At 61.9% G+C, this 24248-nt stretch carries 24 protein-coding genes; 12 read left to right on the plus strand and 12 right to left on the minus strand.

The features are described from left to right. Nucleotides 1-4: 4 nt before the first annotated feature. From rnk to cyaY, 3 genes are all read right to left on the minus strand, one after another. A complete protein-coding gene (rnk, locus tag J3P79_RS26185) occupies nucleotides 5-415 on the minus strand; it encodes a nucleoside diphosphate kinase regulator (protein WP_434606869.1) in 411 nt (136 codons plus the stop codon). 134 nt (nucleotides 416-549) lie between these two features. Further along, complete coding sequence (locus tag J3P79_RS26190) at nucleotides 550-768, minus strand: DUF1289 domain-containing protein (RefSeq protein ID WP_434606872.1); 219 nt, start codon at nucleotides 766-768, stop codon at nucleotides 550-552. Nucleotides 769-772: 4 nt separating this feature from the next. Then, nucleotides 773-1105 carry an iron donor protein CyaY gene (cyaY, locus tag J3P79_RS26195; protein WP_434606874.1) on the minus strand — a complete coding sequence of 111 codons (333 nt, stop codon included), beginning with the start codon at nucleotides 1103-1105 and terminating at the stop codon, nucleotides 773-775. 225 nt (nucleotides 1106-1330) lie between these two features. Between cyaY and lptM the strand changes: the two genes are divergently transcribed. Genes lptM through J3P79_RS26225 form a run of 6 tightly spaced genes read left to right on the plus strand, consistent with a single transcriptional unit; the run spans nucleotide 1331 to nucleotide 5932 of the window. Beyond that, nucleotides 1331-1501, plus strand: a complete 171-nt coding sequence (lptM, locus tag J3P79_RS26200; protein WP_039590185.1) for an LPS translocon maturation chaperone LptM — start codon at nucleotides 1331-1333, stop codon at nucleotides 1499-1501. A gap of 9 nt (nucleotides 1502-1510) precedes the next feature. Beyond that, nucleotides 1511-2758, plus strand: a complete 1248-nt coding sequence (gene lysA, locus J3P79_RS26205) for a diaminopimelate decarboxylase (RefSeq protein ID WP_039590183.1) — start codon at nucleotides 1511-1513, stop codon at nucleotides 2756-2758. A 4-nt stretch (nucleotides 2759-2762) separates the two neighbouring features. Continuing rightward, the gene (gene dapF / locus J3P79_RS26210) at nucleotides 2763-3593 is read left to right on the plus strand and encodes a diaminopimelate epimerase (RefSeq protein ID WP_434606877.1); all 831 of its coding nucleotides are present in this window, start codon (nucleotides 2763-2765) and stop codon (nucleotides 3591-3593) included. Between the two features lie 13 nt (nucleotides 3594-3606). After that, a complete protein-coding gene (locus tag J3P79_RS26215; protein ID WP_039590181.1) occupies nucleotides 3607-4329 on the plus strand; it encodes a DUF484 family protein in 723 nt (240 codons plus the stop codon). A 2-nt stretch (nucleotides 4330-4331) separates the two neighbouring features. Beyond that, the gene (xerC, locus tag J3P79_RS26220; protein WP_434606880.1) at nucleotides 4332-5231 is read left to right on the plus strand and encodes a tyrosine recombinase XerC; all 900 of its coding nucleotides are present in this window, start codon (nucleotides 4332-4334) and stop codon (nucleotides 5229-5231) included. Continuing rightward, nucleotides 5228-5932 (plus strand): HAD family hydrolase, encoded by a 705-nt coding sequence (locus J3P79_RS26225; RefSeq protein ID WP_434606882.1) that lies wholly within the window; start codon nucleotides 5228-5230, stop codon nucleotides 5930-5932. Before xerC ends, J3P79_RS26225 begins: the two co-directional genes overlap by 4 nt. Nucleotides 5933-6063: 131 nt before the next feature. Here the strand turns inward: J3P79_RS26225 and sutA are convergent, their stop codons facing one another. The 4 genes from sutA to glnK all read right to left on the minus strand — a co-directional run bounded on the left by sutA (nucleotide 6064) and on the right by glnK (nucleotide 8834). Continuing rightward, nucleotides 6064-6387 (minus strand): transcriptional regulator SutA, encoded by a 324-nt coding sequence (gene sutA / locus J3P79_RS26230; protein WP_003206813.1) that lies wholly within the window; start codon nucleotides 6385-6387, stop codon nucleotides 6064-6066. Between the two features lie 101 nt (nucleotides 6388-6488). Continuing rightward, entirely contained in the window at nucleotides 6489-6914 is a 426-nt protein-coding gene (locus J3P79_RS26235; RefSeq protein WP_434606884.1) for a secondary thiamine-phosphate synthase enzyme YjbQ, read from the minus strand. A 213-nt stretch (nucleotides 6915-7127) separates the two neighbouring features. Next, nucleotides 7128-8462, minus strand: a complete 1335-nt coding sequence (locus tag J3P79_RS26240) for an ammonium transporter (protein ID WP_039590177.1) — start codon at nucleotides 8460-8462, stop codon at nucleotides 7128-7130. Between the two features lie 33 nt (nucleotides 8463-8495). Then, a complete protein-coding gene (gene glnK, locus J3P79_RS26245; RefSeq protein ID WP_002555808.1) occupies nucleotides 8496-8834 on the minus strand; it encodes a P-II family nitrogen regulator in 339 nt (112 codons plus the stop codon). A 413-nt stretch (nucleotides 8835-9247) separates the two neighbouring features. Between glnK and J3P79_RS26250 the strand changes: the two genes are divergently transcribed. The 3 genes from J3P79_RS26250 to J3P79_RS26260 all read left to right on the plus strand — a co-directional run bounded on the left by J3P79_RS26250 (nucleotide 9248) and on the right by J3P79_RS26260 (nucleotide 11405). After that, nucleotides 9248-9508 carry an accessory factor UbiK family protein gene (locus J3P79_RS26250; RefSeq protein ID WP_434606886.1) on the plus strand — a complete coding sequence of 87 codons (261 nt, stop codon included), beginning with the start codon at nucleotides 9248-9250 and terminating at the stop codon, nucleotides 9506-9508. Between the two features lie 103 nt (nucleotides 9509-9611). Further along, nucleotides 9612-9863, plus strand: coding sequence for a hypothetical protein (locus J3P79_RS26255; protein ID WP_434606888.1), 252 nt, complete (start codon nucleotides 9612-9614; stop codon nucleotides 9861-9863). A gap of 48 nt (nucleotides 9864-9911) precedes the next feature. After that, nucleotides 9912-11405: a YifB family Mg chelatase-like AAA ATPase gene (locus tag J3P79_RS26260; RefSeq protein WP_434606890.1), complete on the plus strand. Its 1494-nt coding sequence runs from the start codon at nucleotides 9912-9914 to the stop codon at nucleotides 11403-11405. Between the two features lie 6 nt (nucleotides 11406-11411). Here the strand turns inward: J3P79_RS26260 and J3P79_RS26265 are convergent, their stop codons facing one another. The 3 genes from J3P79_RS26265 to J3P79_RS26275 form a co-directional block, all read right to left on the minus strand. After that, entirely contained in the window at nucleotides 11412-12626 is a 1215-nt protein-coding gene (locus tag J3P79_RS26265) for an aldose 1-epimerase family protein (protein WP_434606893.1), read from the minus strand. A 303-nt stretch (nucleotides 12627-12929) separates the two neighbouring features. Continuing rightward, nucleotides 12930-14906 carry a methyl-accepting chemotaxis protein gene (locus tag J3P79_RS26270; RefSeq protein WP_434606896.1) on the minus strand — a complete coding sequence of 659 codons (1977 nt, stop codon included), beginning with the start codon at nucleotides 14904-14906 and terminating at the stop codon, nucleotides 12930-12932. Nucleotides 14907-15092: 186 nt separating this feature from the next. Then, nucleotides 15093-16013 carry a LysR substrate-binding domain-containing protein gene (locus J3P79_RS26275; protein WP_434606898.1) on the minus strand — a complete coding sequence of 307 codons (921 nt, stop codon included), beginning with the start codon at nucleotides 16011-16013 and terminating at the stop codon, nucleotides 15093-15095. 158 nt (nucleotides 16014-16171) lie between these two features. Here J3P79_RS26275 and J3P79_RS26280 point away from each other — a divergent pair, with 158 nt between their 5' ends. Further along, entirely contained in the window at nucleotides 16172-17566 is a 1395-nt protein-coding gene (locus J3P79_RS26280; RefSeq protein WP_434606900.1) for a NorM family multidrug efflux MATE transporter, read from the plus strand. 22 nt (nucleotides 17567-17588) lie between these two features. Here the strand turns inward: J3P79_RS26280 and J3P79_RS26285 are convergent, their stop codons facing one another. Beyond that, complete coding sequence (locus J3P79_RS26285) at nucleotides 17589-19259, minus strand: putative bifunctional diguanylate cyclase/phosphodiesterase (protein WP_434606903.1); 1671 nt, start codon at nucleotides 19257-19259, stop codon at nucleotides 17589-17591. A 273-nt stretch (nucleotides 19260-19532) separates the two neighbouring features. On the opposite strand from J3P79_RS26285, the gene rep reads away from it, so the two are divergent. Further along, complete coding sequence (gene rep, locus J3P79_RS26290; RefSeq protein ID WP_434606904.1) at nucleotides 19533-21542, plus strand: DNA helicase Rep; 2010 nt, start codon at nucleotides 19533-19535, stop codon at nucleotides 21540-21542. A gap of 50 nt (nucleotides 21543-21592) precedes the next feature. Further along, nucleotides 21593-22165 (plus strand): xanthine phosphoribosyltransferase, encoded by a 573-nt coding sequence (locus J3P79_RS26295; protein ID WP_042728997.1) that lies wholly within the window; start codon nucleotides 21593-21595, stop codon nucleotides 22163-22165. Nucleotides 22166-22225: 60 nt separating this feature from the next. Here J3P79_RS26295 and J3P79_RS26300 read toward each other — a convergent pair whose 3' ends face one another. Next, nucleotides 22226-24148: an acetyl-CoA hydrolase/transferase C-terminal domain-containing protein gene (locus J3P79_RS26300; RefSeq protein WP_434606907.1), complete on the minus strand. Its 1923-nt coding sequence runs from the start codon at nucleotides 24146-24148 to the stop codon at nucleotides 22226-22228. Nucleotides 24149-24248 lie beyond the last annotated feature (100 nt).

Raw genomic sequence — 24248 nt, forward strand, 5'->3', positions numbered from 1 at the left:
GGGCTCAGAAAGTGCAGTCGCCGCCATTGACCGGTTGGGACTCGACTTCCAGCAACGTCAATTTCAAAGTCTTCCCACCCGGGGCCGGCCAGTCGATGTGCTGGCCTACCTTCAAGCCCAGCAAGGCACTGCCAACCGGTGCCAGGATCGAAATCTTGCCCTCGTCGGCGTTGGCGTCCTGTGGATAAACCAGCGTCAGGTGGTAATCCTTGCCGCTGCTTTCCTCGCGGCAATGCACTCGCGAGTTCATGGTCACGACGTCGGCGGGCACTTCATCGTGGCCCACCAGGGTCTCGGCGCGATCCAGTTCGGTTTGCAAGGCGATCACACCAGGGAGTGTTTCATCCAGGCTGTCGATCAGGCGCTCCAGACGCTGCACGTCCAGGCGAGTAAGGGTGATGGAAGGTGCGGTCATGATCCAGGCAGACTCCTTTCTTCTGCACGAAAAAAGCAAAACCCCGCCACATAAAGGCGGGGTTTTCACTCGCCTCGATGAGTTGAGGCGTTGCTGGACACTACCACAGCTCAAAAAATATACAACCCAAGGGGTCAAGCCGGCGATTTTCGCCTGGCCGCCTCGGCACAAATAACCCGCCGACGCTCATCATCAGCCGAGCGCCATTCGCGGATATCTTCCACATGACGGAAACAACCCAGACAGACCTTGTGCTCATCCAGCTTGCACACACTGGTGCAAGGCGACGGCACGGCCGGGCTGACGTTGCTGTAGAGCGGCTTGGGCGGCCGCGCCGGGACGTTCTGGGTCACGGAATCACAAGCCTTCGAAATCGATTTCAGCGTCGGCCTGCTGCTTGACGATGCGCTCGAGCATCTCGCCCAACTGCTCTTCGCTCTTGTCGCACATCCAGCGTTCGCTTTCCTCGTCATAGTCGAAGTGGAAGCCACCGGACACCGCCGCCAGCCACAATTGCCGCAACGGCTCCTGGCGGCTGAAAATCAACTGGGTGCCGTTCTCGAACTTGACGGTGAGTACACCGGCGGAAATTTCCAGGTCGATGTCCAGGTCGCTTTCGTCGAAGATATCCTCCAGCGTTTGCTGGGTCGCATCGACCAGATCGTGGAAACGGGCTTCGGACAAACTCATTGCGGCAACCTCAAAATTGTCTGACGGGCTCAAGCGCCGCAAGATACGGACGCGCCCGGCTGAATGCAAAGGATAACGACCAAGGGCCCGTGGGCGCTGAACATTGTCCACCGAACGCGAGCCCTTGGAGTACAAGGCCCGCCGGACGGGCGCCCCGTTGCATAGGCAAGCTGTCGGGTGGCCGGTATACTCCGGCGCAATTAACGCATTTTCAAGGATTTCGCCATGAAGCGCCTGATCTCTTCCCTTGCTGCGCTCGTCGCGGTTGCCTGCCTTGTGACAGCCTGTGGTCAAAAAGGTCCGCTGTACCTGCCTGATGACAGCAAGTCCCCTGAAGAGCAGGCCAAGTCGTCGCAATCCAAATCCCACGCGCACGACACCCAGACCACTTACTAAGGGACCGCCATGGACGCTTTTAACTACCGTGGCGGGGAGCTGTTCGCGGAAGGGGTTGCCCTGTCCGCGATCGCCGAACGTTTCGGCACGCCGACCTACGTTTATTCCCGTGCCCACATCGAAGCCCAATACCGGACATTCGCCGATGCCCTCGAAGGCATGCCGCACCTGGTGTGCTTCGCTGTAAAAGCCAACTCGAACCTGGGCGTGCTCAACGTCCTCGCACGCCTGGGCGCCGGCTTCGACATCGTGTCCGGTGGCGAGCTTGAGCGTGTGCTGGCCGCTGGCGGCAGCCCCGACAAAATCGTGTTCTCCGGCGTCGGCAAGACCCGCGAAGACATGCGCCGCGCCCTGGAAGTCGGCGTGCATTGCTTCAACATCGAATCCACCGACGAGCTGGAGCGCCTGCAAGTCGTCGCCGCCGAGCTGGGCGTTCGTGCGCCGGTCTCGCTGCGCGTGAACCCGGACGTCGACGCCGGCACCCACCCGTACATTTCCACCGGCCTCAAGGAAAACAAGTTCGGCATCGCCATTGCCGACGCCGAGGATGTGTACGTTCGCGCCGCCCAACTGCCGAACCTGGAAGTGCTGGGTGTCGATTGCCACATCGGCTCGCAACTGACCACCCTCGAACCGTTCATCGACGCCCTCGACCGCCTGCTGGCGCTGGTGGATCGCCTCGGCGATTGCGGCATCTACCTGCGTCACATCGACCTGGGTGGCGGTGTCGGCGTGCGTTATCGCGATGAGGAGCCGCCATTGGTGGCCGACTACATCAAGACCGTGCGCGAACGCCTTGAAGGCCGTGACCTGGCCCTGATGTTCGAGCCAGGCCGCTATATCGTCGCCAACGCCGGCGTGCTGCTGACCCAGGTCGAATACCTCAAGCACACCGAGCACAAGGACTTTGCCATCGTCGACGCGGCCATGAACGACCTGATCCGCCCGGCGCTGTACCAGGCCTGGATGGACGTCACCGCCGTACGCCCGCGCGACACCGCGGCCCGCGACTACGACATCGTCGGGCCAATCTGCGAAACCGGCGATTTCCTTGCCAAAGGCCGTGCGCTGGCGCTGGAAGAAGGCGATCTGCTGGCCGTGCATTCGGCGGGCGCCTACGGGTTTGTCATGAGTTCCAACTACAACACCCGCGGCCGCTGCGCCGAGGTGCTGGTGGACGGTGATCAGGCATTCGAAGTACGCCGCCGCGAGACGGTAGCCGAACTGTTTGCCGGCGAAAGCCTGCTGCCGGAGTAATACCATGCTGCTGCGTTTTACCAAGATGCACGGCCTGGGCAATGATTTCATGGTCCTCGACCTGGTCAGCCAGCACGCGCACATCCTGCCCAAGCACGCCAAGCAATGGGGCGACCGGCACACCGGTATCGGTTTCGACCAGTTGCTGATTGTCGAGGCACCGAACAACCCGGACGTGGATTTCCGCTACCGGATCTTCAACGCCGACGGTTCGGAGGTAGAGCAGTGCGGCAACGGCGCGCGCTGCTTCGCCCGTTTCGTGCTGGACAAGCGCCTGACCGCCAAGCGACAGATTCGCGTCGAGACCAAAAGCGGCATCATCGAACTGGATGTGCGCAGCGACGGCCAGATCGGCGTCAACATGGGCGCCCCGCGCCTGGTGCCGGCGGATATCCCATTCCAGGCACCGGCTCAGGCCCTGAGCTATACCGTGGACGTCGACGGCACCCCGGTGGAACTGGCGGCAGTCTCCATGGGCAACCCCCATGCGGTGCTGCGCGTGGACGACATCAACAGCGCACCGGTGCACACGCTGGGGCCGAAGATCGAAAATCATCCGCGCTTTCCGGCACGGGTAAACGTGGGCTTCCTGCAGGTCGTCGATCGCCACCGCGCCCAACTGCGCGTCTGGGAACGCGGCGCTGGGGAAACCCAGGCCTGCGGCACCGGCGCCTGCGCCGCCGCCGTCGCCGCGATCAGCCAGGGCTGGATGGATTCGCCATTGCTGATCGACCTGCCCGGCGGACGCCTGTCCATCGAATGGGCAGGCCCAGGCCAACCGGTGATGATGACCGGCCCGGCCGTACGTGTATACGAAGGACAAGTTCGTCTTTGAGTGAGCCAAAGCCATGACCGACAAGCCAAAGGTTCCAGCACCGCAGCCCGACGAATCCCCGAGCCTTCCGGACGCTGCGGCCGTGGCCGCGTATCTGGAGGCGCATCCGGACTTCTTCGTCGAGCACGAAGACCTGCTTGCAACGATGCGGATCCCCCATCGGCGCGGCGATACCGTGTCGCTGGTCGAGCACCAGATGAAAATCCTGCGTGAGCGCAACATCGAAATGCGCCATCGCCTCTCGCACCTGATGGACGTCGCCCGGGACAACGACCGGCTCTTCGACAAGACCCGTCGACTGATTCTTGCCTTGATGGACGCGAGTACCCTGGAAGACCTGGTGATGAGCGTCGAAGACAGCCTGCGCCAAGACTTCCAGGTGCCCTTCGTCAGCCTGATCCTGTTTGGCGATAACGCCATGCCAGTGGGGCGCTGGGTCACCCACGCCGACGCGCAGACAGCCATAGGCGGCCTGCTCACGGAAAACAAAAGCGTCAGCGGCAGCCTGCGCGAGCATGAGCTGGACTTCCTGTTCGGTGAAGAACAGCGCAAGCAGATCGGCTCCACCGCCGTCGTCGCCATTGCCCATCAGGGCGTGCATGGCGTGCTGGCCATCGCCAGTCGCGATCCGCAGCACTACAAGAGCTCGGTGGGCACACTGTTCCTGAGCTACATCGCCGAAGTCACCGGCCGGGTCCTGCCACGGGTTGCCGGTTCGCTGCGTTCGGTACGCTGAGGATGGAGCGGCAACTGGACGCCTACTGCGAACACCTGCGCAGTGAGCGCCAGGTGTCGCCTCACACCTTGTCGGCCTATCGCCGCGACCTCGAAAAAGTACTGGGCTGGTGCCAGAAGCAGAACATCGACAGCTGGGCGGCCCTGGACATCCAGCGCCTGCGCAGCCTCGTTGCCCGCCTGCACCAACAGGGACAATCCTCCCGCAGCCTCGCGCGATTGTTATCGGCGGTGCGTGGCCTGTATCACTACCTGAACCGCGAAGGCCTGTGCGATCACGACCCGGCCACCGGCCTGGCACCGCCGAAAGGCGAACGCCGGTTGCCCAAGACCCTCGACACCGACCGTGCCTTGCAATTGCTCGATGGCGCCGTCGAGGATGACTTCATGGCGCGCCGGGACCAGGCGATCCTTGAGCTCTTCTATTCCTCCGGCCTGCGGCTTTCCGAGCTGACGGGGCTGGACCTGGACCAACTGGACCTGGCCGATGGCATGGTCCAGGTACTCGGCAAAGGCAGCAAGACCCGCCTGTTGCCCATCGGCCGCAAGGCCCGGGAAGCCCTGGAACTGTGGTTGCCGCTGCGAGCGATGACCAATCCGGTCGATGACGCGGTATTCGTCAGCCTGCAAGGCCGCCGGCTGGGCCCGCGGACCATCCAATTGCGGGTCAAGGCCGCTGGCGAACGTGAACTGGGGCAGAACCTGCACCCGCACATGCTCAGGCATTCGTTCGCCAGCCATCTGCTGGAGTCTTCCCAAGACCTGCGCGCCGTCCAGGAACTGCTCGGCCACTCGGACATCAAGACCACCCAGATCTATACCCACCTGGATTTCCAACACCTGGCGACGGTCTATGACAGTGCCCACCCCAGGGCCAAACGCATCAAGGGCGACGAATCATGACCATCGAGCTCATCACTTTCGACCTGGACGACACGCTATGGGACACCGCCCCGGTGATCGCCAGCGCTGAAGCCGTTTTACGCCAATGGCTGGCCGACAACGCACCCGACCTGGGTGATTTTCCGGTGGAGCGCCTGTGGACGATCCGCACCCAAGTGCTCAGCGAAGAACCCAACCTCAAGCACCGCATCAGTGCACTGCGCCGGCGCGTGCTGTTCCGGGCGCTGCAAGATGCCGGCTACGACCAGTGGCGGGCCTCGGAACTGGCGGACCAAGGATTCGAGGCGTTCCTGCATGCGCGTCATCAACTGGACATTTTTCCCGATGTCGAGCCGACCCTGGAAATCCTCGCCAATCATTTCGCCCTTGGCGTCGTCACCAACGGCAATGCCGATGTGAGTCGCCTGGGGCTGGCGGACTACTTCAAGTTCGCCTTGTGCGCCGAAGACATCGGTATTGCCAAGCCTGATGCAAGATTGTTCCAGGAAGCCCTGCAAAGGGGCGGCGCCACGGCGCAAACCGCCGTGCACGTGGGCGATCACCCTGGCGACGACATCGCCGGCGCCCAGCAGGCCGGCCTGCGCGCGGTTTGGTTCAACCCGGCGGGCAAGACATGGGATGCCGATCATGCGCCGGACGCGGAAATCCGCAGCCTGACCGAACTGCCCGGATTATTGGCAGGGTGGCATAGCCATCGCTGAGCCCTGGAGGAACGGTGCACTTCGGCGCTATGCCGGCACAAATCCCACAAGGAATGCGCCAGGCTTAAAAACCGCATCCATGAAAAAGCCCGCAGCGACGGCGGGCTTTTTCAGCAAGCAAGGGCAGATACTCAGATAGGGCGGCTGCCGTACTTGTTGTCAGGCTTCTTGGGCGGATCGGCGACCACGTTGGCCTCCACTTCCTGCACCTTTCCGCCCCTGGCCAGGAATTCCTCCATGGCCTTGGCGAGCGCATCACGCTCCTTGTTCTTGGCCTCTACGCTTGGCAGCTCGTCGACCGATACCGCGGCCTTGGCCTTGCCTTTGGCAGTCGGGACCGGAACATCGGCACCGTCGTCGTCAGCAACATCTTCAGCCGCCGCTTCCAGGCCTTCTTCGGTCTCGTCCTCGTCACCTACTTCGAGGTCGTCGTTTTCCAGATCATCGTCGCTCATGTTCTACCTCATGACTTGCGAAAAGCAGATTAGTTATAGCCCAGCTTCGCCATCTGTCGAAGGCTGCCAGAAAAAATTCAAGATCCGCCGACAATCAGCGGTCATGCCCCTTCACCGTGCAAGGTGACGAGGACTTTGCGAGCACCGCCATGATCTCGGTGCTCGCCCAGATAAACGCCTTGCCAGGTACCCAACGCCAACTGTCCCGCCGTTACCGGAAGGCTGAGCTGACATCCCAGCACACTGGCCTTGAAGTGCGCCGGGAGGTCGTCCAGGCCTTCGTCGTTGTGCTCATAGCCGGCGGTTCCTTGTGGGATCAGCCGATTGAAAAATCGTTCGAAGTCTCGACGTACCGCCGGATCGGCGTTCTCGTTGATGGTCAACGAGGCCGAGGTGTGCTGCAGCCACAGATGCAACAGACCGACACGACAGGCCTTGAGTTCAGGCAGGCCGGCGAGCAACTCGTCCGTCACCAGATGAAAGCCCCGGGGCCTCGCCCGCAGGGTTATCAGCGTCTGTTGCCACATACAGATCTCCGCACGTTCGGCGCGCATTCTAGCGCGCTCTGGAAAAAAACAAAGGGCCTAATATTCCTGCCTCGATGTAAGTCTTTGGCGGTAGAAAAACCCATGTCGCATACACAACAAATGGCGTCGGAAAAAACCGGCCCGTCTTGTGAGCAATGACAAATTCCAGGCAAAAAAATGCCCGGCGAACCGGGCATTTTTTTTGCGCGTTGCTTACAGGTTGTAGCCACGCTCGTTGTGCTGGGCCAAGTCCAGGCCTACAGCTTCTTCTTCCTCGGAGACACGCAGGCCCATGACGGCGTCCAGTACCTTGAGGATGATGAAGGTCACGACCGCGGTATAGATCACGGTGAAACCGACACCTTTGAACTGAATCCACACTTGCGCGCCGATATCGGTCACGGTGCCGAAGCCACCCAGCGCCGGAGCAGCGAACACGCCGGTCAGGATCGCGCCGAGGATACCGCCGATGCCGTGCACGCCAAAGGCATCCAGGGAGTCGTCATAACCGAGTTTGCGCTTGAGGGTGGTGGCGCAGAAGAAGCACACCACACCGGCTGCCAGTCCGATGACCAAGGCGCCCATCGGGCCCACGGTGCCGGCAGCGGGGGTGATGGCGACCAGGCCGGCCACGACACCCGAGGCGATGCCCAGTGCGCTTGGCTTGCCGTGGGTGATCCACTCGGCAAACATCCAGCCCAGCGCCGCCGCAGCGGTAGCGATCTGGGTCACCAGCATCGCCATGCCGGCGGTGCCGTTGGCGGCGACAGCGGAACCCGCATTGAAACCGAACCAGCCCACCCACAGCATGGCCGCGCCCATCAGGGTGTAGCCGAGGTTATGTGGCGCCATCGGAGTGGTCGGGAAGCCTTTGCGCTTACCCAGCACCAGGCAGGCTACCAGGCCCGCGATACCGGCGTTGATATGCACCACGGTGCCGCCAGCGAAGTCCAACACGCCCCAATCCCACATCAGGCCGCCGTTACCGGACCAGACCATGTGCGCAATCGGCGCATACACCAGGGTGAACCACACGCCCATGAAGATCAGCATGGCGGAGAACTTCATCCGCTCGGCGAACGCACCGACGATGAGCGCCGGGGTGATGATGGCGAAGGTCATCTGGAAGGTGATGAACACTGCTTCAGGGAACAGCGCCGCCGGGCCGGTCAGGCTGGCTGGCGTGACGCCCGCGAGGAACGCCTTGCCCAGGCCGCCCACGAAGGAATTGAAATTGACGACGCCCTGCTCCATGCCGGTGGTGTCGAACGCGATGCTGTAGCCGTAGATGACCCACAGGACGCTGATCAGACCAGTAATGGCGAAGCACTGCATCATCACCGAAAGAATGTTTTTCGACCGAACCATGCCGCCGTAGAACAGCGCAAGGCCAGGGATGGTCATGAACAGGACAAGAATCGTGGCAGTCAACATCCAGGCGGTGTCGCCGGAGTTGAGGACTGGGGCTGCCGCTTCTTCCGCCATGGCCAGGCCAGGCATTACGAAGGACAACAGGGCTCCTAGCCCTGCGAATTTACGCAGAGTCATATTGTTTTCTCCTGGGGCGTTGGGTTTGACGGCTTAGATAGCGTCGGTATCGGTTTCGCCGGTACGGATGCGAATGGCCTGTTCCAGATTGACCACGAAGATCTTTCCGTCACCAATCTTGCCGGTGTTGGCGGCCTTGGTAATCGCTTCGATGACCCGATCAAGATCCTTGTCGTCGATGGCGACATCGATCTTCACCTTGGGCAGGAAATCGACCACGTATTCCGCGCCGCGATACAGCTCGGTGTGACCTTTCTGCCGCCCGAAGCCTTTGACTTCAGTAACGGTAATGCCCTGCACGCCGATTTCGGACAGCGACTCGCGTACGTCGTCCAGCTTGAACGGCTTGATGATGGCAGTGACTAGCTTCATGAAACTCTCTCCCGAATTGGTGGACTTGCCCCAGGAAAACAAACCCGACTCAAGTCTAAGCGCAGTGCCTGGCTTTGTAACGCGTCGTCGGCCCAAGTTGCCCGACCGGTGCCAGCTGACTACTCCTGACGAAACTCCCCGCTCCGCCTGCTGCACTGCATTCGTCACAGCGACTGCATCAGTGCATGGGTCATCAGCCACTAAGCAGAAAGCTTGCCATCTGCACCCAACCCCCCTGATTTCAACCCTTTACCCGTTGCGCCGGCCTGCGCCGCGCCACGAACCGGAGCGATACGCACAACAACGGTGCGACGGTGCCCGGAGCTGTGCGCGAAAAGCGTGCAACCCGACCCGCGAATTGACTATAGACACTGCGTGATACACTGCCCGCCATTGTTTCCAGGACACCTGACATGCTCGCGCCCAAAGATCTACTCGACGCCCTGAGCGGCCACGCCTCCCGCCTGCTGAGCGGCGACACGCCACTCCCCAGGAATGAAATCGAAAGCCAGTTCAAGGCCTTGTTGCAAAGCGGGTTCAGCAAGCTGGACCTGGTCAGCCGGGAAGAATTCGACAGCCAGATGGTCGTGCTGGCCCGCACTCGGGCGCGGCTCGAGAGCCTGGAAGCGAAGGTGGCCGAGCTGGAAGAGCGCCTGGCTTCGACGCCACGATAAACAGCTCAACCACTCGCGGCTTTTTGCGACTGCCCCGAGGCAAGCATGACCGGCCCTGTTTGGCGTTGTTGATCAGGTTGACCAATATCCGCAGGGTCTGTGCATGTCCAGCGACATCATCGGGATATCGTTGAGCTCCTGCACCAGCGTCATCTTATGCCGCGCCAGCGACATTGCTGATGCGCACCACCTCCTCGATCAGCTCCCTCAGCAGGCCCGGCTCCAGCACACTGGAATTGCCGGAGCAGGACTGCTGGGTCGCAACGTTATCCTTAAAGATGAAGCCATCGCCCCGGTAATATCCTGCGAAGATTTCGCCGCAAATCTACCTGCCGGCTCAGTTTCGCCGGACTAATCTTCAAGGGCCGCAGGACGCGGCTCTCCAACAGTCAAGGAACGCTACATGTCGCTCGCCATCGTCCACAGCCGCGCCCAAGTGGGGGTCGAAGCCCCTGCCGTTACCGTTGAAGTTCATCTGGCAAATGGCTTGCCGTCGCTGACGATGGTCGGCTTGCCGGAAGCGGCGGTGAAGGAAAGCAAGGACCGGGTGCGCAGCGCGATCATCAATTCGGGGCTCAATTTCCCAGCGCGGCGCATCACCCTGAACCTGGCGCCGGCAGATCTTCCCAAGGACGGCGGCCGGTTCGACCTGGCGATTGCCCTGGGGATCCTGTCGGCCAGCGTGCAGGTGCCGACCTTGATGCTGGACGACGTGGAGTGCCTCGGCGAACTGGCATTGTCCGGCGCCGTACGACCGGTGCGCGGCGTGCTCCCCGCAGCGTTGGCGGCACGCAAGGCTGGACGCATGCTGGTGGTGCCCCGGGCCAACGCCGAGGAAGCGTGCCTGGCGTCGGGGCTGAAAGTGATTGCCGTGGACCACCTGCTCGAAGCGGTGGCGCACTTCAACGGCCACACCCCCGTCGAGCCCTTCGTGTCCAACGGGCTGCTCTCGGCCAGCAAACCCTATCCCGACCTCAGCGAAGTGCAAGGCCAGGCCGGGGCCAAGCGCGCATTGCTGATCGCCGCGGCGGGGGCTCACAACTTGTTGTTCAGTGGCCCGCCGGGCACAGGCAAGACATTGCTGGCGAGCCGTTTACCGGGGTTGTTGCCGCCGCTGATCGAAAGCGAAGCCCTGGAAGTCGCGGCAATACAGTCCGTCGCCAGCGGTGTACCGTTGAGTCATTGGCCGCAACGGCCGTTTCGCCAGCCACATCATTCGGCGTCCGGTCCGGCGCTGGTGGGTGGCGGGTCGAAGCCGCAACCGGGGGAAATCACCCTCGCCCACCACGGCGTGCTGTTCCTGGATGAGCTACCGGAGTTCGACCGAAAGGTCTTGGAAGTCTTGAGGGAGCCCCTCGAGTCGGGACACATCGTGGTTTCGCGTGCCCGGGATCGCGTGCGCTTTCCAGCGCGCTTCCAGTTGGTCGCGGCCATGAACCCGTGCCCCTGTGGATATCTCGGCGAGCCCAGCGGGCGCTGCTGCTGCACGCCGGACATGGTGCAGCGGTATCGCAACAAGCTGTCCGGTCCGTTGCTCGACCGTATCGACCTGCACCTGACCGTGGCGCGGGAAGCCACGGCGCTCAATCCCAAGGGCGTACCCGGTGACGATACCGCCACAGCAGCCGAGCGCGTGGCCGAAGCCCGCGAGCGCCAGCAAACCCGTCAAGGCTGCGCCAACGCCTTTCTCGACCTTCCGGGGTTGCGCCGCCATTGCAAACTGTCCCCGACCGACGAAGCCTGGCTGGAAACCGCTTGCGAACGATTGACCCTGTCGCTGCGGGCCGCCCACCGCTTGCTGAAGGTCGCCCGCACCTTGGCCGACCTTCAACAATTGGAACGGATCAGCCGTGAGCACCTGGCCGAAGCCCTCCAATACCGACCCGCAACGCCATGAAAAGGGTCACGGCTTGCTCAGGTCCACCAACGGCGTGTCGCGCACCTCGGTTTTCCGATCGCCCTGGATGTCATCGATGCGCTTCAGGGCCTTGTCCACCGCCCCCTTGTCAGCCAGAAGGCTGTAGTGGATCTGGAACTGCTTGCGCTCTTTCGGTGCGATGCTGGGCACCAGGCCCAGCGGACGCTGGTAGCGACGGTTATAGGAAAAGCTGGTGCCAGGCTCCAGGCCGGTCACATAGCCCTGGCCTTGGGTGTCGGTGTTCTTCCACAGGGAAAACACTGGAAGCGTACCGGTGTTGAAGCCCACCGACACGCCGAGACTTCCGGCCTTGTTGTGCAGCACAGTCAGCGTATCGCCCTTGGCGTCGGCGTAAGGCACGACGTTGTAGACCGTCTCATCGTAGTCCTTGGTGGGCGCGCGATAGGTGGTCCAATCCTTCAGGTCACCCTTGGCCTTGTCATTGAACGGCGAGACCTGTTTGACCGGCGCTGCGAAGCGAGCCCCCTGTTCCAGGAACGGCGTGCTGAAATTGCTGTGGTAGAGCGCCTGGTATTCCTTTGGATAATCGCCATTATTGGTCAGCGTATCGTTGAGGGCAAAGGTCACGCTACCGGGTTCGGTGACCAGTTCGGTCTGGACCGAGAAGTCGACCTTCTTGAATGCCTGCTCCTTCAACTCGCCGCGCAGCGTGATGGCGTAAGGTGGTTTTTCATCGATGTGCAACGTTACTTTGTTCGCCGGGATGTTTGCGGCGCGCCCGTGCAGGGTCAGCAGCTCACCGTTGTCCATGCCCGGATGGCCGACCCATTCGTAGCCGCAGCGAGTCACCAGCTCATTGAAGCCTTCGAGCCAGCCCAGGCCACCTCGGCCGTTAAGCTCGATGAATGCTGGATTGACCACTTCCTTGACCGGCGAATCCCAGCCCATGCGTACATCGCCGACCGAGGCCTGCAACACGTTCATGCCGCGGGTAGGGACGACTGAGAGCTTCAGAGTGCCGTTGTCGATGTCGACGATGCTGACGCCCTCCTGGCGACCGCCATGGAGGGTACGCATCGTCACGGAAAACGGCTTGTCGGTTTTCACGCCGAGTTGCTGGCTGGTGATTTGCCAGGGTTGGGCGGCCTTATCGGTGTCAAGCAGGACGTAATCCCACGCCATCGCATGGGAAGCTGCGCCCAAGGCGCCGAGGGCAACGAAGAGTCTGAGGGAATTCATGGAAACGGCCTTTTCTTGGAGTTGTGCGGATTTTATAGACTTGGAGAAACGTTTCAGCAAGCCAAAAAACAGCAAATTCCTTAAAAACTCAAGGCTGGAGGCTTAAGTGGGAGGCGCTTTTATGGGAGCGAGCTTGCTCGCGAAAGCGGTGGGTCAGGCAATAGAGATGTGGCTGGGAAGCCGCCATCGCGAGCAAGCTCGCTCCCACAAAGGCTATGGGAAGCTTCTAATGTTGATCGTTCCCACGCAGAGCGTGGGAACGATCAACATAGCGGGATTGGGGAAGCTCGCTATTGATGGAATTCAGCGGAACCGATCGACTTCCTTGCGCAGGTCCTGCGCCAGTTTTTCCAGTTCCTTGGCGGTGATCGCCAGGTTCGACACCACTTCGCGCTGTTCGCTGTTAGCCATCGCAATGCTCTGCAAGTTGCTGCTCAGCAGCGTCGCGGTGCTGCTTTGTTCCTGGGTTGCGGTGGTGATCGCAGCGAATTGCTGACCGGCGGAGCGGCTTTGCTCATCGATGCGCGCCAGGGCCGAGGCCACGTTGGCGTTACGCGACAAGCCTTCCTGCATGAGCAGATTGCCCTTCTCCATCGTGCTGATGGCGTTGCCGGTTTCTTGCTGGATGCTGTTGATCATCCCGGAAATTTCATCGGTGGCCTGGCGAGTGCGCGAGGCCAGGCTACGAACCTCGTCGGCCACGACGGCAAAACCACGACCTTGTTCGCCGGCTCGGGCGGCTTCGATGGCGGCGTTCAGCGCCAGCAGGTTGGTTTGCTCGGCAATCGAGGTGATCACCCCGACGATGCCACCGATTTCCTGGGAGCGCTGGCCCAGCGTGTTGATGACCGTGGCAGTGCTGTTCAAGGCACCCGCGATCTGCTCCAGGGACGACGATGCTTCGTCCATCGAGGTACGACCGATCCGGGTTTGCTGGGCATTGTCCTGGGCCAGGCGTTCGGTATTGCCCATGTTGTCGGCGATGTTCAGCGAGGTGGCGCTGAACTCTTCCACTGCTCCGGCCATGCTGGTGATTTCGCCGGACTGCTGCTCCATCCCTTCGTATGCGCCGCTGGACAAGCCGGACAGCGCCTGGGCACGGCTGTTGACCTCTTGCGAGGCTTTGCGGATGTGCTCGACCATGGTCGACAAGGCCTGGCTCATCTGGTTGAACGCACGGGCCAGTTGGCCGATTTCATCGTGGCTCGATACATTCAGGCGCACGCTCAGGTCGCCGGCACCCAATGCTTCGGCCTGACGCACCAAGTCACCAAGCGGAGCCAGTTTGCTGCGCAACAGCCACACCGCCGCGCCTACCGCCAGCAACATGGCCAGCAGGCTGCCGATCGCCAGTTGTGTGCCGACGCTCCAGGTCACTGCGTTGATCTCGGTTTTCGGCATGCTCGCCACGACGGCCCAAGGCCCGTCCTCGAACGGCACGGCGACGCTGTAGAACTCTTCAGCGGTGTCGGCCCAGAACGCACCTTTGCCGGGCTTCGTAATCAACGTTTTGATGGCCGCGGTAGCGTTGTCCTGTGCCTGCACGCCAGCCGGCAGCACCAGCCATTTGTTTTGTTCGTCCAACAACGCCAGCGAACCGGTCTGGCCGATGCGGAAGCGCTTGAGGTTCTCGAATTGCGCATTCTGCGCATCGGTGTAATCGAATCCTACATACAACACCGCAATGATCTTGCCGCTGCTGTCGCGTACGGGGGTGTACTGCGACATGTAGAAACGTCCGAAAAGCAAGGCTCGGCCGATGTAGCTCTGGCCGCCGATCACCGGGCCATAAGCCGGGCCGGCGCGGTCGAGCACAGTGCCAATGGCCCTTGTCCCGTCCTGCTTGCTGACCGATGTACTGACGCGAATGAAATCGTCGCCGCTGCGCACGAATATCGTGGCCACCCCGGCGGTCATCGCCTTGAACTCATCAACTTCCTTGAAGTTGTTGTTCAGCACTTCACTGCCCAGGCTCAAGCCAGGAGTCTGCACGCCCGCCACCGTCACCGGCTGGTCCGGGTGCACGCTCAAGCCCGCGCTGAAACGCTTCTCGAACAGCCCCGCCAGCCGCTGCGTGCTTTCGCGCAACGTACTGTGGAACGTGTTGAGCTGGTCGGCCATCAGGCGCGCTTCGCTGGCCAAGTGCTCTTCACGGGTGGAAAGGTTTGCGGCGTCCAGCGAGCGCAAGGCAAAGATGGTACTGCCGGAGATCACGATCGCCAATATCACGGCGAGGGCAAGGCCTAGCTGCGAGGCGATCCGGGCACGGGGTTGAGACATGACGGCTCCTGGCCGAGAGACCGGATCGTCCTGATCACGTCGCACGCTCGGCATTTTGATTCGATGAGGAATGAATGGGCCCTTTCTGAACGAAGGTTCTATGTTCACGGAGTCGGCCAGAATGCCGAATACTTGAGCGCCTTGGAGGGAATAATACCAAGTGGCTAGCACGGCACCTTCAACGTTTCAGCCCAGGCGCTCGACCTCGGGTAGCTGCATGGCCTTGACCTCGCCCTGAAGAAAGTCGCTGAGCCTGCGCAAACGTTCACCTCCGGGCCGGGTTTTCGGCCAGACCAGATAATAATGCTCGCCGCTGGCGACGGCCGTCGGCCACGGCAGGCTCAAGCGCCCCTGGGCCACATCCTCGGCGACCATCAATAGATCCCCCATGGACACGCCGTAGCCACGCGCGGCCGCGATCATGCCCAGCTCCAACGTATCGAACACCTGCCCGCCCTTGAGCGAGACCTTGTCCGACAAGCCCATGCGTTGCAACCAATTGCGCCAGTCCCGGCGATCCGGAGTGGGGTGCAACAGCTCGGCCCTGGCCAATCGCGCTGCATCCCAAGGCTGATCATTGAGCAAATTCGGAGCGCCAACCGGAATCAACTCCTCGGGGAACAGCAAGCTGGCCTCCCAATCCGCAGGAAAATGCCCATTGCCCAGCAGTACCGCGCAGTCGAAGGGCTCGGTGTTGAAATCCACCGAGTCGACGTCCATCCAGGCGCTCGTCAGCTGCACTTCGTTGCCGGGTTGCAAATGACGGAAGCGGCTCAGGCGCGCCAGCAGCCAGCGCATGGTCAGGGTCGACGGCGCCTTCATCCGCAGGATGCCGTCCTCGCCATGCAACGTGTGGCAGGCCCGCTCCAGCGCCATGAACCCTTCCCGCACGCCCGGCAATAGCAGGCGCGCCGCCTCGGTCAGTTGCAGGTTGCGCCCGCTGCGCTGGAACAGCCGACAGGCAAAGTGATCTTCCAACGTGCGGATGTGCCGGCTGACGGCGCTCTGGGTAATCGACAACTCCTCGGCGGCGCGAGTGAACGAGCTGTAGCGCGCGGCGGCCTCGAATGCCCGTAGCGCATAAAGCGGAGGAAGACGACGAGACATTGCAAAAGCTCCATGGCGCGGTTTGCAAACCCTACCAGAAAGCCGCCACGCATGAGTTTTAATCATGCCAGCGATCTTTTTTATCCTTTTGTGCAATCTGCCGGGAGCGCCGAGAATCGTCGCTCTACTGCCTTGTTTGAACATGGAGCGTGATGATCATGCAGCATCCTGCGCGTACCGAACTCTGGGCCATCCTGCGGCTGGCGGGGCCGTTGATTGCTTCGCAGTTGGCGCACATGCTGATGGTGCTGACCGACACCCTGATGATGGCTCGCCTGAGCCCCGAGGCCTTGGCCGGCGGCGGGCTTGGGGCGGCGACCTACTCGTTCGTGTCGATTTTCTGCATCGGCGTGATCGCGGCGGTGGGCACCCTGGTTGCGATCCGCCAGGGCGCGGGCGACATCGAAGGCGCCACCCGGCTGACCCAGGCCGGGTTATGGCTGGCCTGGTTGATGGCGCTGATGGCCGGCCTGCTGCTGTGGAATCTCAAGCCGGTGCTGCTGATGTTCGGCCAGACCGAACCCAACGTGCTTTCCGCCGGGCAGTTTCTGCTGGCACTGCCGTTTGCCCTGCCCGGTTATTTGAGCTTCATGGCGCTGCGTGGCTTTACCAGCGCCATCGGGCGGGCCACGCCGGTGATGGTGATCAGCCTCGGCGGCACGGTGGCCAACTTCTTGCTCAACTATGCGCTCATCACCGGCATGTTCGGCCTGCCAAAGCTCGGCCTGATGGGAATCGGCCTGGTCACGGCGATCGTCGCCAACTGCATGGCCCTGGCGCTGGCCTGGCACATTCATCGGCACCCGGCCTATCGTGCCTACCCCTTGCTTGCCGGCCTGTCGCGGCCCAACCGCCAATACCTCAAGGAGCTGTGGCGCCTGGGCCTGCCGATTGGTGGCACTTACGCAGTGGAAGTCGGCCTGTTCGCGTTCGCTGCCCTGTGCATGGGCACCATGGGCAGCACGCCGCTGGCGGCACACCAGATCGCCCTGCAAATCGTCTCGGTGGCCTTCATGGTTCCGGCGGGCATGTCCTACGCCATCACCATGCGCATCGGACAGCATTACGGTGCCGGGCAATTGCTCATGGCGCGCCTGGCCGGGAGGGTCGGGATTGGCTTTGGCGCGGCCGCCATGCTGGCGTTTGCCATGGTGTTCTGGCTACTGCCGAATCAGTTGATCGGTCTGTTCCTGGACCACGAAGACCCGGCGTTCCGCGCGGTCATCGACCTGGCGGTGAGCCTGTTGGCCGTGGCGGCGTGGTTCGAGCTGTTCGACGGCACGCAAACCATTGCCATGGGCTGCATCCGCGGACTGAAGGACGCCAAGACCACCTTCCTGGTCGGCCTGGGCTGCTACTGGCTGATCGGCGCGCCGGCGGCGTGGTGGATGGCCTTCCATTTGCACTGGGGCCCGACCGGCGTCTGGTGGGGCCTGGCGCTGGGGCTGGCCTGCGCGGCGGTGAGCCTGACGTTGGCGTTTGAGTGGAAGATGAAGCGGATGATTCGCAGCGAGCCGGGGCAGCGCAGTTTCGAAGCGATCCAGGCCAAATGAACTCGCTCCCACCGGGTCTGTGTCAGCTGATTTCCAGCATCGACTGCTGGTCACCCTCGAACATCAGGTACTCAACCAACTCCACCAGCGGCAACGGCTTGCTGATCAGGAACCCCTGCACCTGATCGCATCCGAAACCGCGCAACAGGTCCAATTGCTCGCGGGTCTCGACGCCTTCGGCCACCACCTCGAGGTTGAGGTTATGGGCCAGGTTGATCATCGCGTGCACCAGCTTGCGGTTCTCCTCGCGCTGTTCCATGCCGCCGACGAAGCTCTTGTCGATCTTTAGCAGCGCAATCGGCAGGCTGTTGAGGTGCACGAACGAAGAGAACCCGGTGCCGAAATCGTCCAGGGAAAACCGCACCCCCAGGCGCCCCAAGGCATCCATGGTCTGCTTGACCAGTTCGCTGCGACGCATGACGGCGGTTTCGGTGAGTTCGAATTCCAGCCACTGGGCCTCGACGCCGCGCTCGGCAATCAGTCGACTCAGGGTCGGCAGCAGTTGGCTGTCCTGGAACTGCCGGAACGACAGGTTGATCGCCATGTGCAGCGGCGCCAGCCCGCGTTCGCGCAGGGCCTGCATGTCGCGCAGGGCACGGGAGATCACCCAGTAGCCCAACGGCACGATCAGGCCACTTTGCTCGGCCAGCGGCACGAACTCACTCGGCGGCAACAACCCGCGCTCGCCATGACGCCAGCGCACCAGGGCTTCGAGACCGACAATCGTGCCATCGGCCAGGTTCAGCCGAGGCTGGTAATGCAATTCCAGTTCATCACGACGCAACGCCCGTCGCAGCTCGCTTTCCAGGTCGGCGAGGCTGCGGGCATTGCGGTTGATGCGCTCATTGAAGATATGAAAGGTGCAGCCTTGGGTGCTCTTGGCCTGTTGCATGGCGATATGGGCATGCCACATCAAGGGGTCCGCGCCGGCCTGCGCCCGGGCGTGGGCAATGCCCAGGCTGCAACCGATCAACAGGCTTTCACCGTCCACCCAGTAGGGTTCGGCCATGGCTTCGGTGATGCGTTCAGCCATCCACTCCGCTCGCTGGGGCGCCCGGCGGGTGTCGATCAACAGGGCGAATTCGTCGCTCCCCAGCCGGGCCAGCTGATCACCGGCCTCCAGCGCGCCCTTGAGGCGCGAAACCACCTGAAGAATCAAACGATCGCCGGCCTGGTGGCCGAGGGCGTCATTGGCGTGGCGGAAATTGTCGAGATCCAGGTGACCGAGGGCCAGGCCACGGCCTTCGTTTTCAGCCAGGCGCGCCGCCAGCAACGTCTGGAAGCCCTGGCGGTTGGCGATGCCGGTCAAAGGGTCCTGCTCGGCGAGCCGTTGCAGGGTGTTTTCCAGCACCCCTCGCTCGCGCACGTGACGCAGGCAACGGCGCAGCGTCGCCTCGTCGAGGGTGTCGCGCACCAGCCAGTCGCTGACGCCATCCGGGGACGCCGCAGGTTCGTGCTCAAGCAACAGAACCGTCGGCAGACGACAACGTCCCGGCCCCGGCTGCAGGGTAGCAACGGTCAGCAGCACCGCGTTGCGGTTGTCCTCGAACAGGCTGCTGACCGAGTCCCAGCTCGGGGCGCTGATCAACACGACCGAGGGCCCCATGGGCGCCAGGCACTCGCGCAGTATCGCTGACCACTCAGGCGTTTCGGCCAACAACAGCAAACGCAAGGGTTCGACAGGCGTAGACAAGCTGACTCCCTAGACTCTGCAAGGTGGTAGGCGCGGGGCATTATGACGCGCCGATGGGCAATCACCAATGCCAATGGTTCTCAAACACCCACTTTTGAGGGTTTATTCACTCAAAAACGAACGTTAGACCTAAATTCTGTCCGCATCCTGAGGGAAAGTCACAAAAGCGGCAATTGCAATGATGTGCCGCGTCACAAGTCGGACAGGGCAGCACAATTCTCAGAGCCTGTTAAAATGCCGGCCCATTTCGCAAACGACTCCCTGAACCCTGTCATGTCCCGACTCAATCCCCGGCAGCAAGAAGCCGTGAACTATGTCGGCGGCCCTCTTTTGGTGCTCGCCGGTGCAGGCTCCGGCAAGACCAGCGTGATCACCCGCAAGATCGCGCATTTGATCCAGAACTGCGGCATCCGCGCCCAGTACATCGTTGCAATGACGTTCACCAACAAGGCCGCCCGGGAAATGAAAGAGCGGGTCGGCGGCCTGTTGCGCGCCGGCGAAGGCCGCGGCCTGACGGTCTGTACCTTCCACAACCTGGGCCTGAACATCATCCGCAAGGAGCACGCGCGGCTGGGCTATAAACCGGGCTTCTCGATTTTCGACGAGACCGACGTCAAGGCCCTGATGACCGACATCATGCAGAAGGAATACTCGGGCGACGACGGCGTGGATGAGATCAAGAACATGATCGGCGCCTGGAAAAACGACCTCATCCTGCCGCCCGAGGCCCTGGAAAACGCCCGCAACCCCAAGGAGCAGACGGCCGCCATCGTCTACACCCACTACCAGCGAACGCTCAAGGCGTTCAACGCGGTGGACTTCGACGACCTGATCCTGCTGCCGGTCAAGCTGTTCCAGGAACACGCCGACATCCTTGAGAAATGGCAGAACAAGGTCCGCTACCTGCTGGTGGACGAATACCAGGACACCAACGCCAGCCAGTATCTGCTGGTGAAGTTGCTGATCGGCAAACGCAACCAGTTCACCGTGGTGGGCGACGATGACCAGTCGATCTACGCCTGGCGCGGCGCACGGCCGGAAAACCTGATGTTGCTCAAGGAAGACTATCCGTCGCTCAAAGTGGTGATGCTGGAGCAGAACTACCGCTCCACCAGTCGCATCCTGCGCTGCGCCAACGTGCTGATTTCCAACAACCCCCACGAGTTCGAAAAGCAACTGTGGAGCGAGATGGGGCACGGCGATGAAATCCGCGTGATCCGTTGCCGCAACGAAGACGCCGAAGCCGAGCGCGTGGCCATGGAAATCCTCAGCCTGCACCTGCGCACCGACCGACCGTACAGTGACTTTGCGATCCTGTACCGCGGCAACTACCAGGCCAAGCTGATCGAGCTGAAATTGCAGCATCACCAGGTTCCCTATCGCCTGTCGGGGGGCAACAGCTTTTTCGGTCGCCAGGAAGTGAAGGACCTGATGGCCTACTTCCGCCTGATCGTGAACCCGGACGACGACAATGCCTTCCTGCGGGTGATCAACGTGCCGCGCCGGGAAATCGGTTCGACCACGCTTGAAAAACTCGGCAACTACGCCACCGAGCGCAAGATCTCGATGTACGCCGCCACCGACGAAATCGGCCTGGGCGAGCATCTGGACAGCCGCTTCACCGACCGCCTGGCACGCTTCAAGCGCTTCATGGACAAGGTCCGCGAGCAGTGCGCCGGGGAAGATCCGATCTCGGCGCTGCGCAGCATGGTCATGGACATCGACTATGAGAATTGGCTGCGCACCAACAGCTCCAGCGACAAGGCAGCCGACTACCGCATGAGCAACGTCTGGTTCCTGATCGAGGCGTTGAAGAACACCCTGGAAAAAGACGAAGACGGCGACATGACCGTCGAGGACGCCATCGGAAAGCTCGTCCTGCGGGACATGCTCGAACGCCAACAGGAAGAGGAAGAAGGCGCCGAGGGCGTGCAGATGATGACGCTGCATGCCTCCAAGGGCCTGGAATTTCCCTACGTGTTCATCATGGGCATGGAAGAAGAAATCCTGCCGCACCGCTCCAGCATCGAGGCCGACACCATCGAAGAAGAAAGGCGCCTGGCCTATGTCGGCATTACCCGGGCACGCCAGACGCTGGCCTTCACCTTCGCCGCCAAGCGCAAGCAATACGGCGAGGTGATCGACTGCGCCCCGAGCCGGTTCCTCGATGAGCTGCCGCCGGACGACCTGGCGTGGGAAGGCAACGACGACACGCCGACGGAAGTCAAAGCCGTTCGCGGCAACAATGCCCTGGCGGATATACGCGCGATGTTGAAGCGTTAGACTATTTTTCACCTATTTCAGGCGCTGAACGCGTCATCAGAGGAGGCTTCATGGAAGCCCTGCACCAGAAAATCCGCGAGCTAGGCATCGTGCTGTCCGACCAGGTCCTGAAGGTTGATGCGTTTCTCAACCACCAGATCGACCCGCAGTTGATGAAGCTGATCGGCGACGAATTCGCCGCGCTGTTCAAGGATTCGGGCATTACCAAGATCGTCACCATCGAAGCCTCGGGCATCGCACCGGCGATCATGACCGGGCTGAATTTGGGCGTACCGGTGATCTTCGCCCGCAAGCAACAGTCCCTGACCCTGACGGAAAACCTGCTGTCGGCCACCGTGTATTCGTTCACCAAAAAGACCGAGAGCACCGTCGCCATCAGCCCGCGCCACCTGACCAGCAGTGACCGCGTGCTGATCATCGATGACTTCCTGGCCAACGGCAAAGCTTCCCAGGCGCTGATTTCAATCATCAAGCAGGCCGGAGCCACCGTCGCCGGGCTGGGAATCGTGATCGAGAAGTCGTTCCAGGGTGGCCGCGCGGAACTGGATGCCCAGGGTTATCGCGTCGAGTCGCTGGCCCGGGTGAAGTCGTTGGCGGGTGGGGTTGTGACGTTCATCGACTGATCCAATGCCCCCCCCTGTGGGAGCGAGCTTGCTCGCTCCCACAGTGGAAGGTTCACGCCGTTATGGCGCAGTCGCCTTGAGTCCCGCCAGCAACAGCCGCTGATACAACTCCTCCTTCAGCCCTTCCGGGGTCGTCAACTGCATCCGCTCCAGATGCCCGGCAAACTCCCAGGGCTCCGGCGCATCCAGCGCGGCTTTGCCCAGTTCCAGAATCTCGGTGAGCTTGAACTTGCTCTTGAGCCAGTTCAGCGCCCGCAACAAGTCCCGCTCGACCCCATCGAAATCGCAGCCCAGCGGGTACTCCGGAAAAAGATTGGGGTGCCGCGCCTGGATCCCCTGCAAACGTTCCGACGTGTTGTCGGCGAACCGTGGATCGAGGCGAAAGTCCTTCGGCAACTTGCCGGCATTTTGCGCTTGCTCGATCAACCCGGGCTGGAAGCGCGAGTCGCTGATGTTCAGCAACGCCTCGATCACCGCAGCGTCGGTCTTGCCCCGCAGGTCGGCGATGCCGTACTCGGTTACCACGATGTCCCGCAGGTGCCGGGGAATCGTGCAGTGCCCGTAGTCCCAGACAATATTGGAACTGACCACCCCACCTGACTCTCGCCAACTGCGCAACAGCAGGATCGAGCGCGCGCCTTCCAGCGCATGCCCCTGGGCAACAAAGTTGTACTGCCCGCCCACGCCGCTGAGTACCCGCCCGTCTTCCAGTTGATCGGCCACCCCGGCGCCCATCAGGGTCATGGTGAAGACCGTGTTGACGAACCGCGCATCGAGGCGCTGCAAGCGCTTGAGCTGCTCCTGGCCGTACAGCTCGTTGATGTAGCTGATGCGCGTCATGTTGAATTCGAGCAGACGGCTTTGCGGCAGCTCCCGCAGGCGCTCGTAGAAACTGCTCGGACCGAGGAAGAACCCACCGTGTATGCAAATGCCGTCGGGTTGTGCCGCTTCGTCGAGCGTCCCGGCGTTGGCCTGCGCCTGGGTCGGCTCGTCCGGATAGACCTTGCGCCGGATGATCCCGGCCTCCGCCAGCACCAGCAAACCGTTGACGAACATCTCACTGCAACCATACAGCCCCTTGGCGAATGGCTCGACGCCGCCCTCACGCTCGATCAACTGCGCCCACTGGCTGAGGTTCACATCTGCCAGCAGGGCCTGGTAACCGGCGTTATCGGCTTGGCGCGCCAGCAGTGCCGCCGTCAATGCGTCGCCCATGGAGCCGATGCCGATCTGCAACGTACCGCCGTCGCGCACCAAGGTACTGGCGTGCAGGCCGATCAGGTGGTCCTGGAAACCCACCGGCATGTTCGGTGTGGAGAACAACGTGTGGCTGTCCTTTTCGTCGATCAGCAAGTCGAAGGCGTCGATGCCTATTTCCGCGTCCCCAGGCATATAGGGCAAATCGCTATGGACCTGGCCCACCATGAGAATGGTTTCCCCCGCCTCGCGCCGCCTGGCAATCATCGGCAACAGATCCAGGGTAATGTCCGGGTTGCAGCTCAGGCTCAAGCGATCCGGATGCTCGGGGTCGCTCGCCACCAGTTGTGCGATCAGGTTCAGGCCGGCCCCGTTGATGTCCCGGGCCGCGTGGCTGTAGTTGCTGCTGACATAGTCCTGCTGGGCGGACGCGCTGTGCAGAAGGCTGCCGGGCTGCATGAAGAATTGTTGGACGCGAATATTGGCCGGCAGGCTGTCACGCTGCAGATCGGCGAGGTAATCAAGTTCGGGATAATCGCCGAAGACCCGTTCGACGAAGGGTTCGAGGAAGCGCTTCTGCAACCCATCGCCCAGGCTCGGTCGGCCCAGGCTCAGCGCCGTGTAGATGGTCAGTTGTCGCTCGGGCAGTTGCGCGATGCGCCGGTACAGCGCGTTGGCGAACAGGTTGGGCTTGCCAAGCCCCAGGGGCATGCCGAGGTGGATATGCATTGGCAGGCGCTCGAGCACGTCATCCACCGCCTGTTCGATTGAACACAACTGCACCATCCGACCCTCCGGGACATTCCATGAATGTGGGTTGGACCGAGCTTGCCGGGTCTTGGTTGCGATGAACAGCCCTGAAAAATCCCAGGCGCAAAAAAGCCGC

The sequence above is a fragment of the Pseudomonas sp. R1-7 genome, assembly GCF_051132105.1.
Classification (GTDB): Bacteria; Pseudomonadota; Gammaproteobacteria; order Pseudomonadales; family Pseudomonadaceae; genus Aquipseudomonas.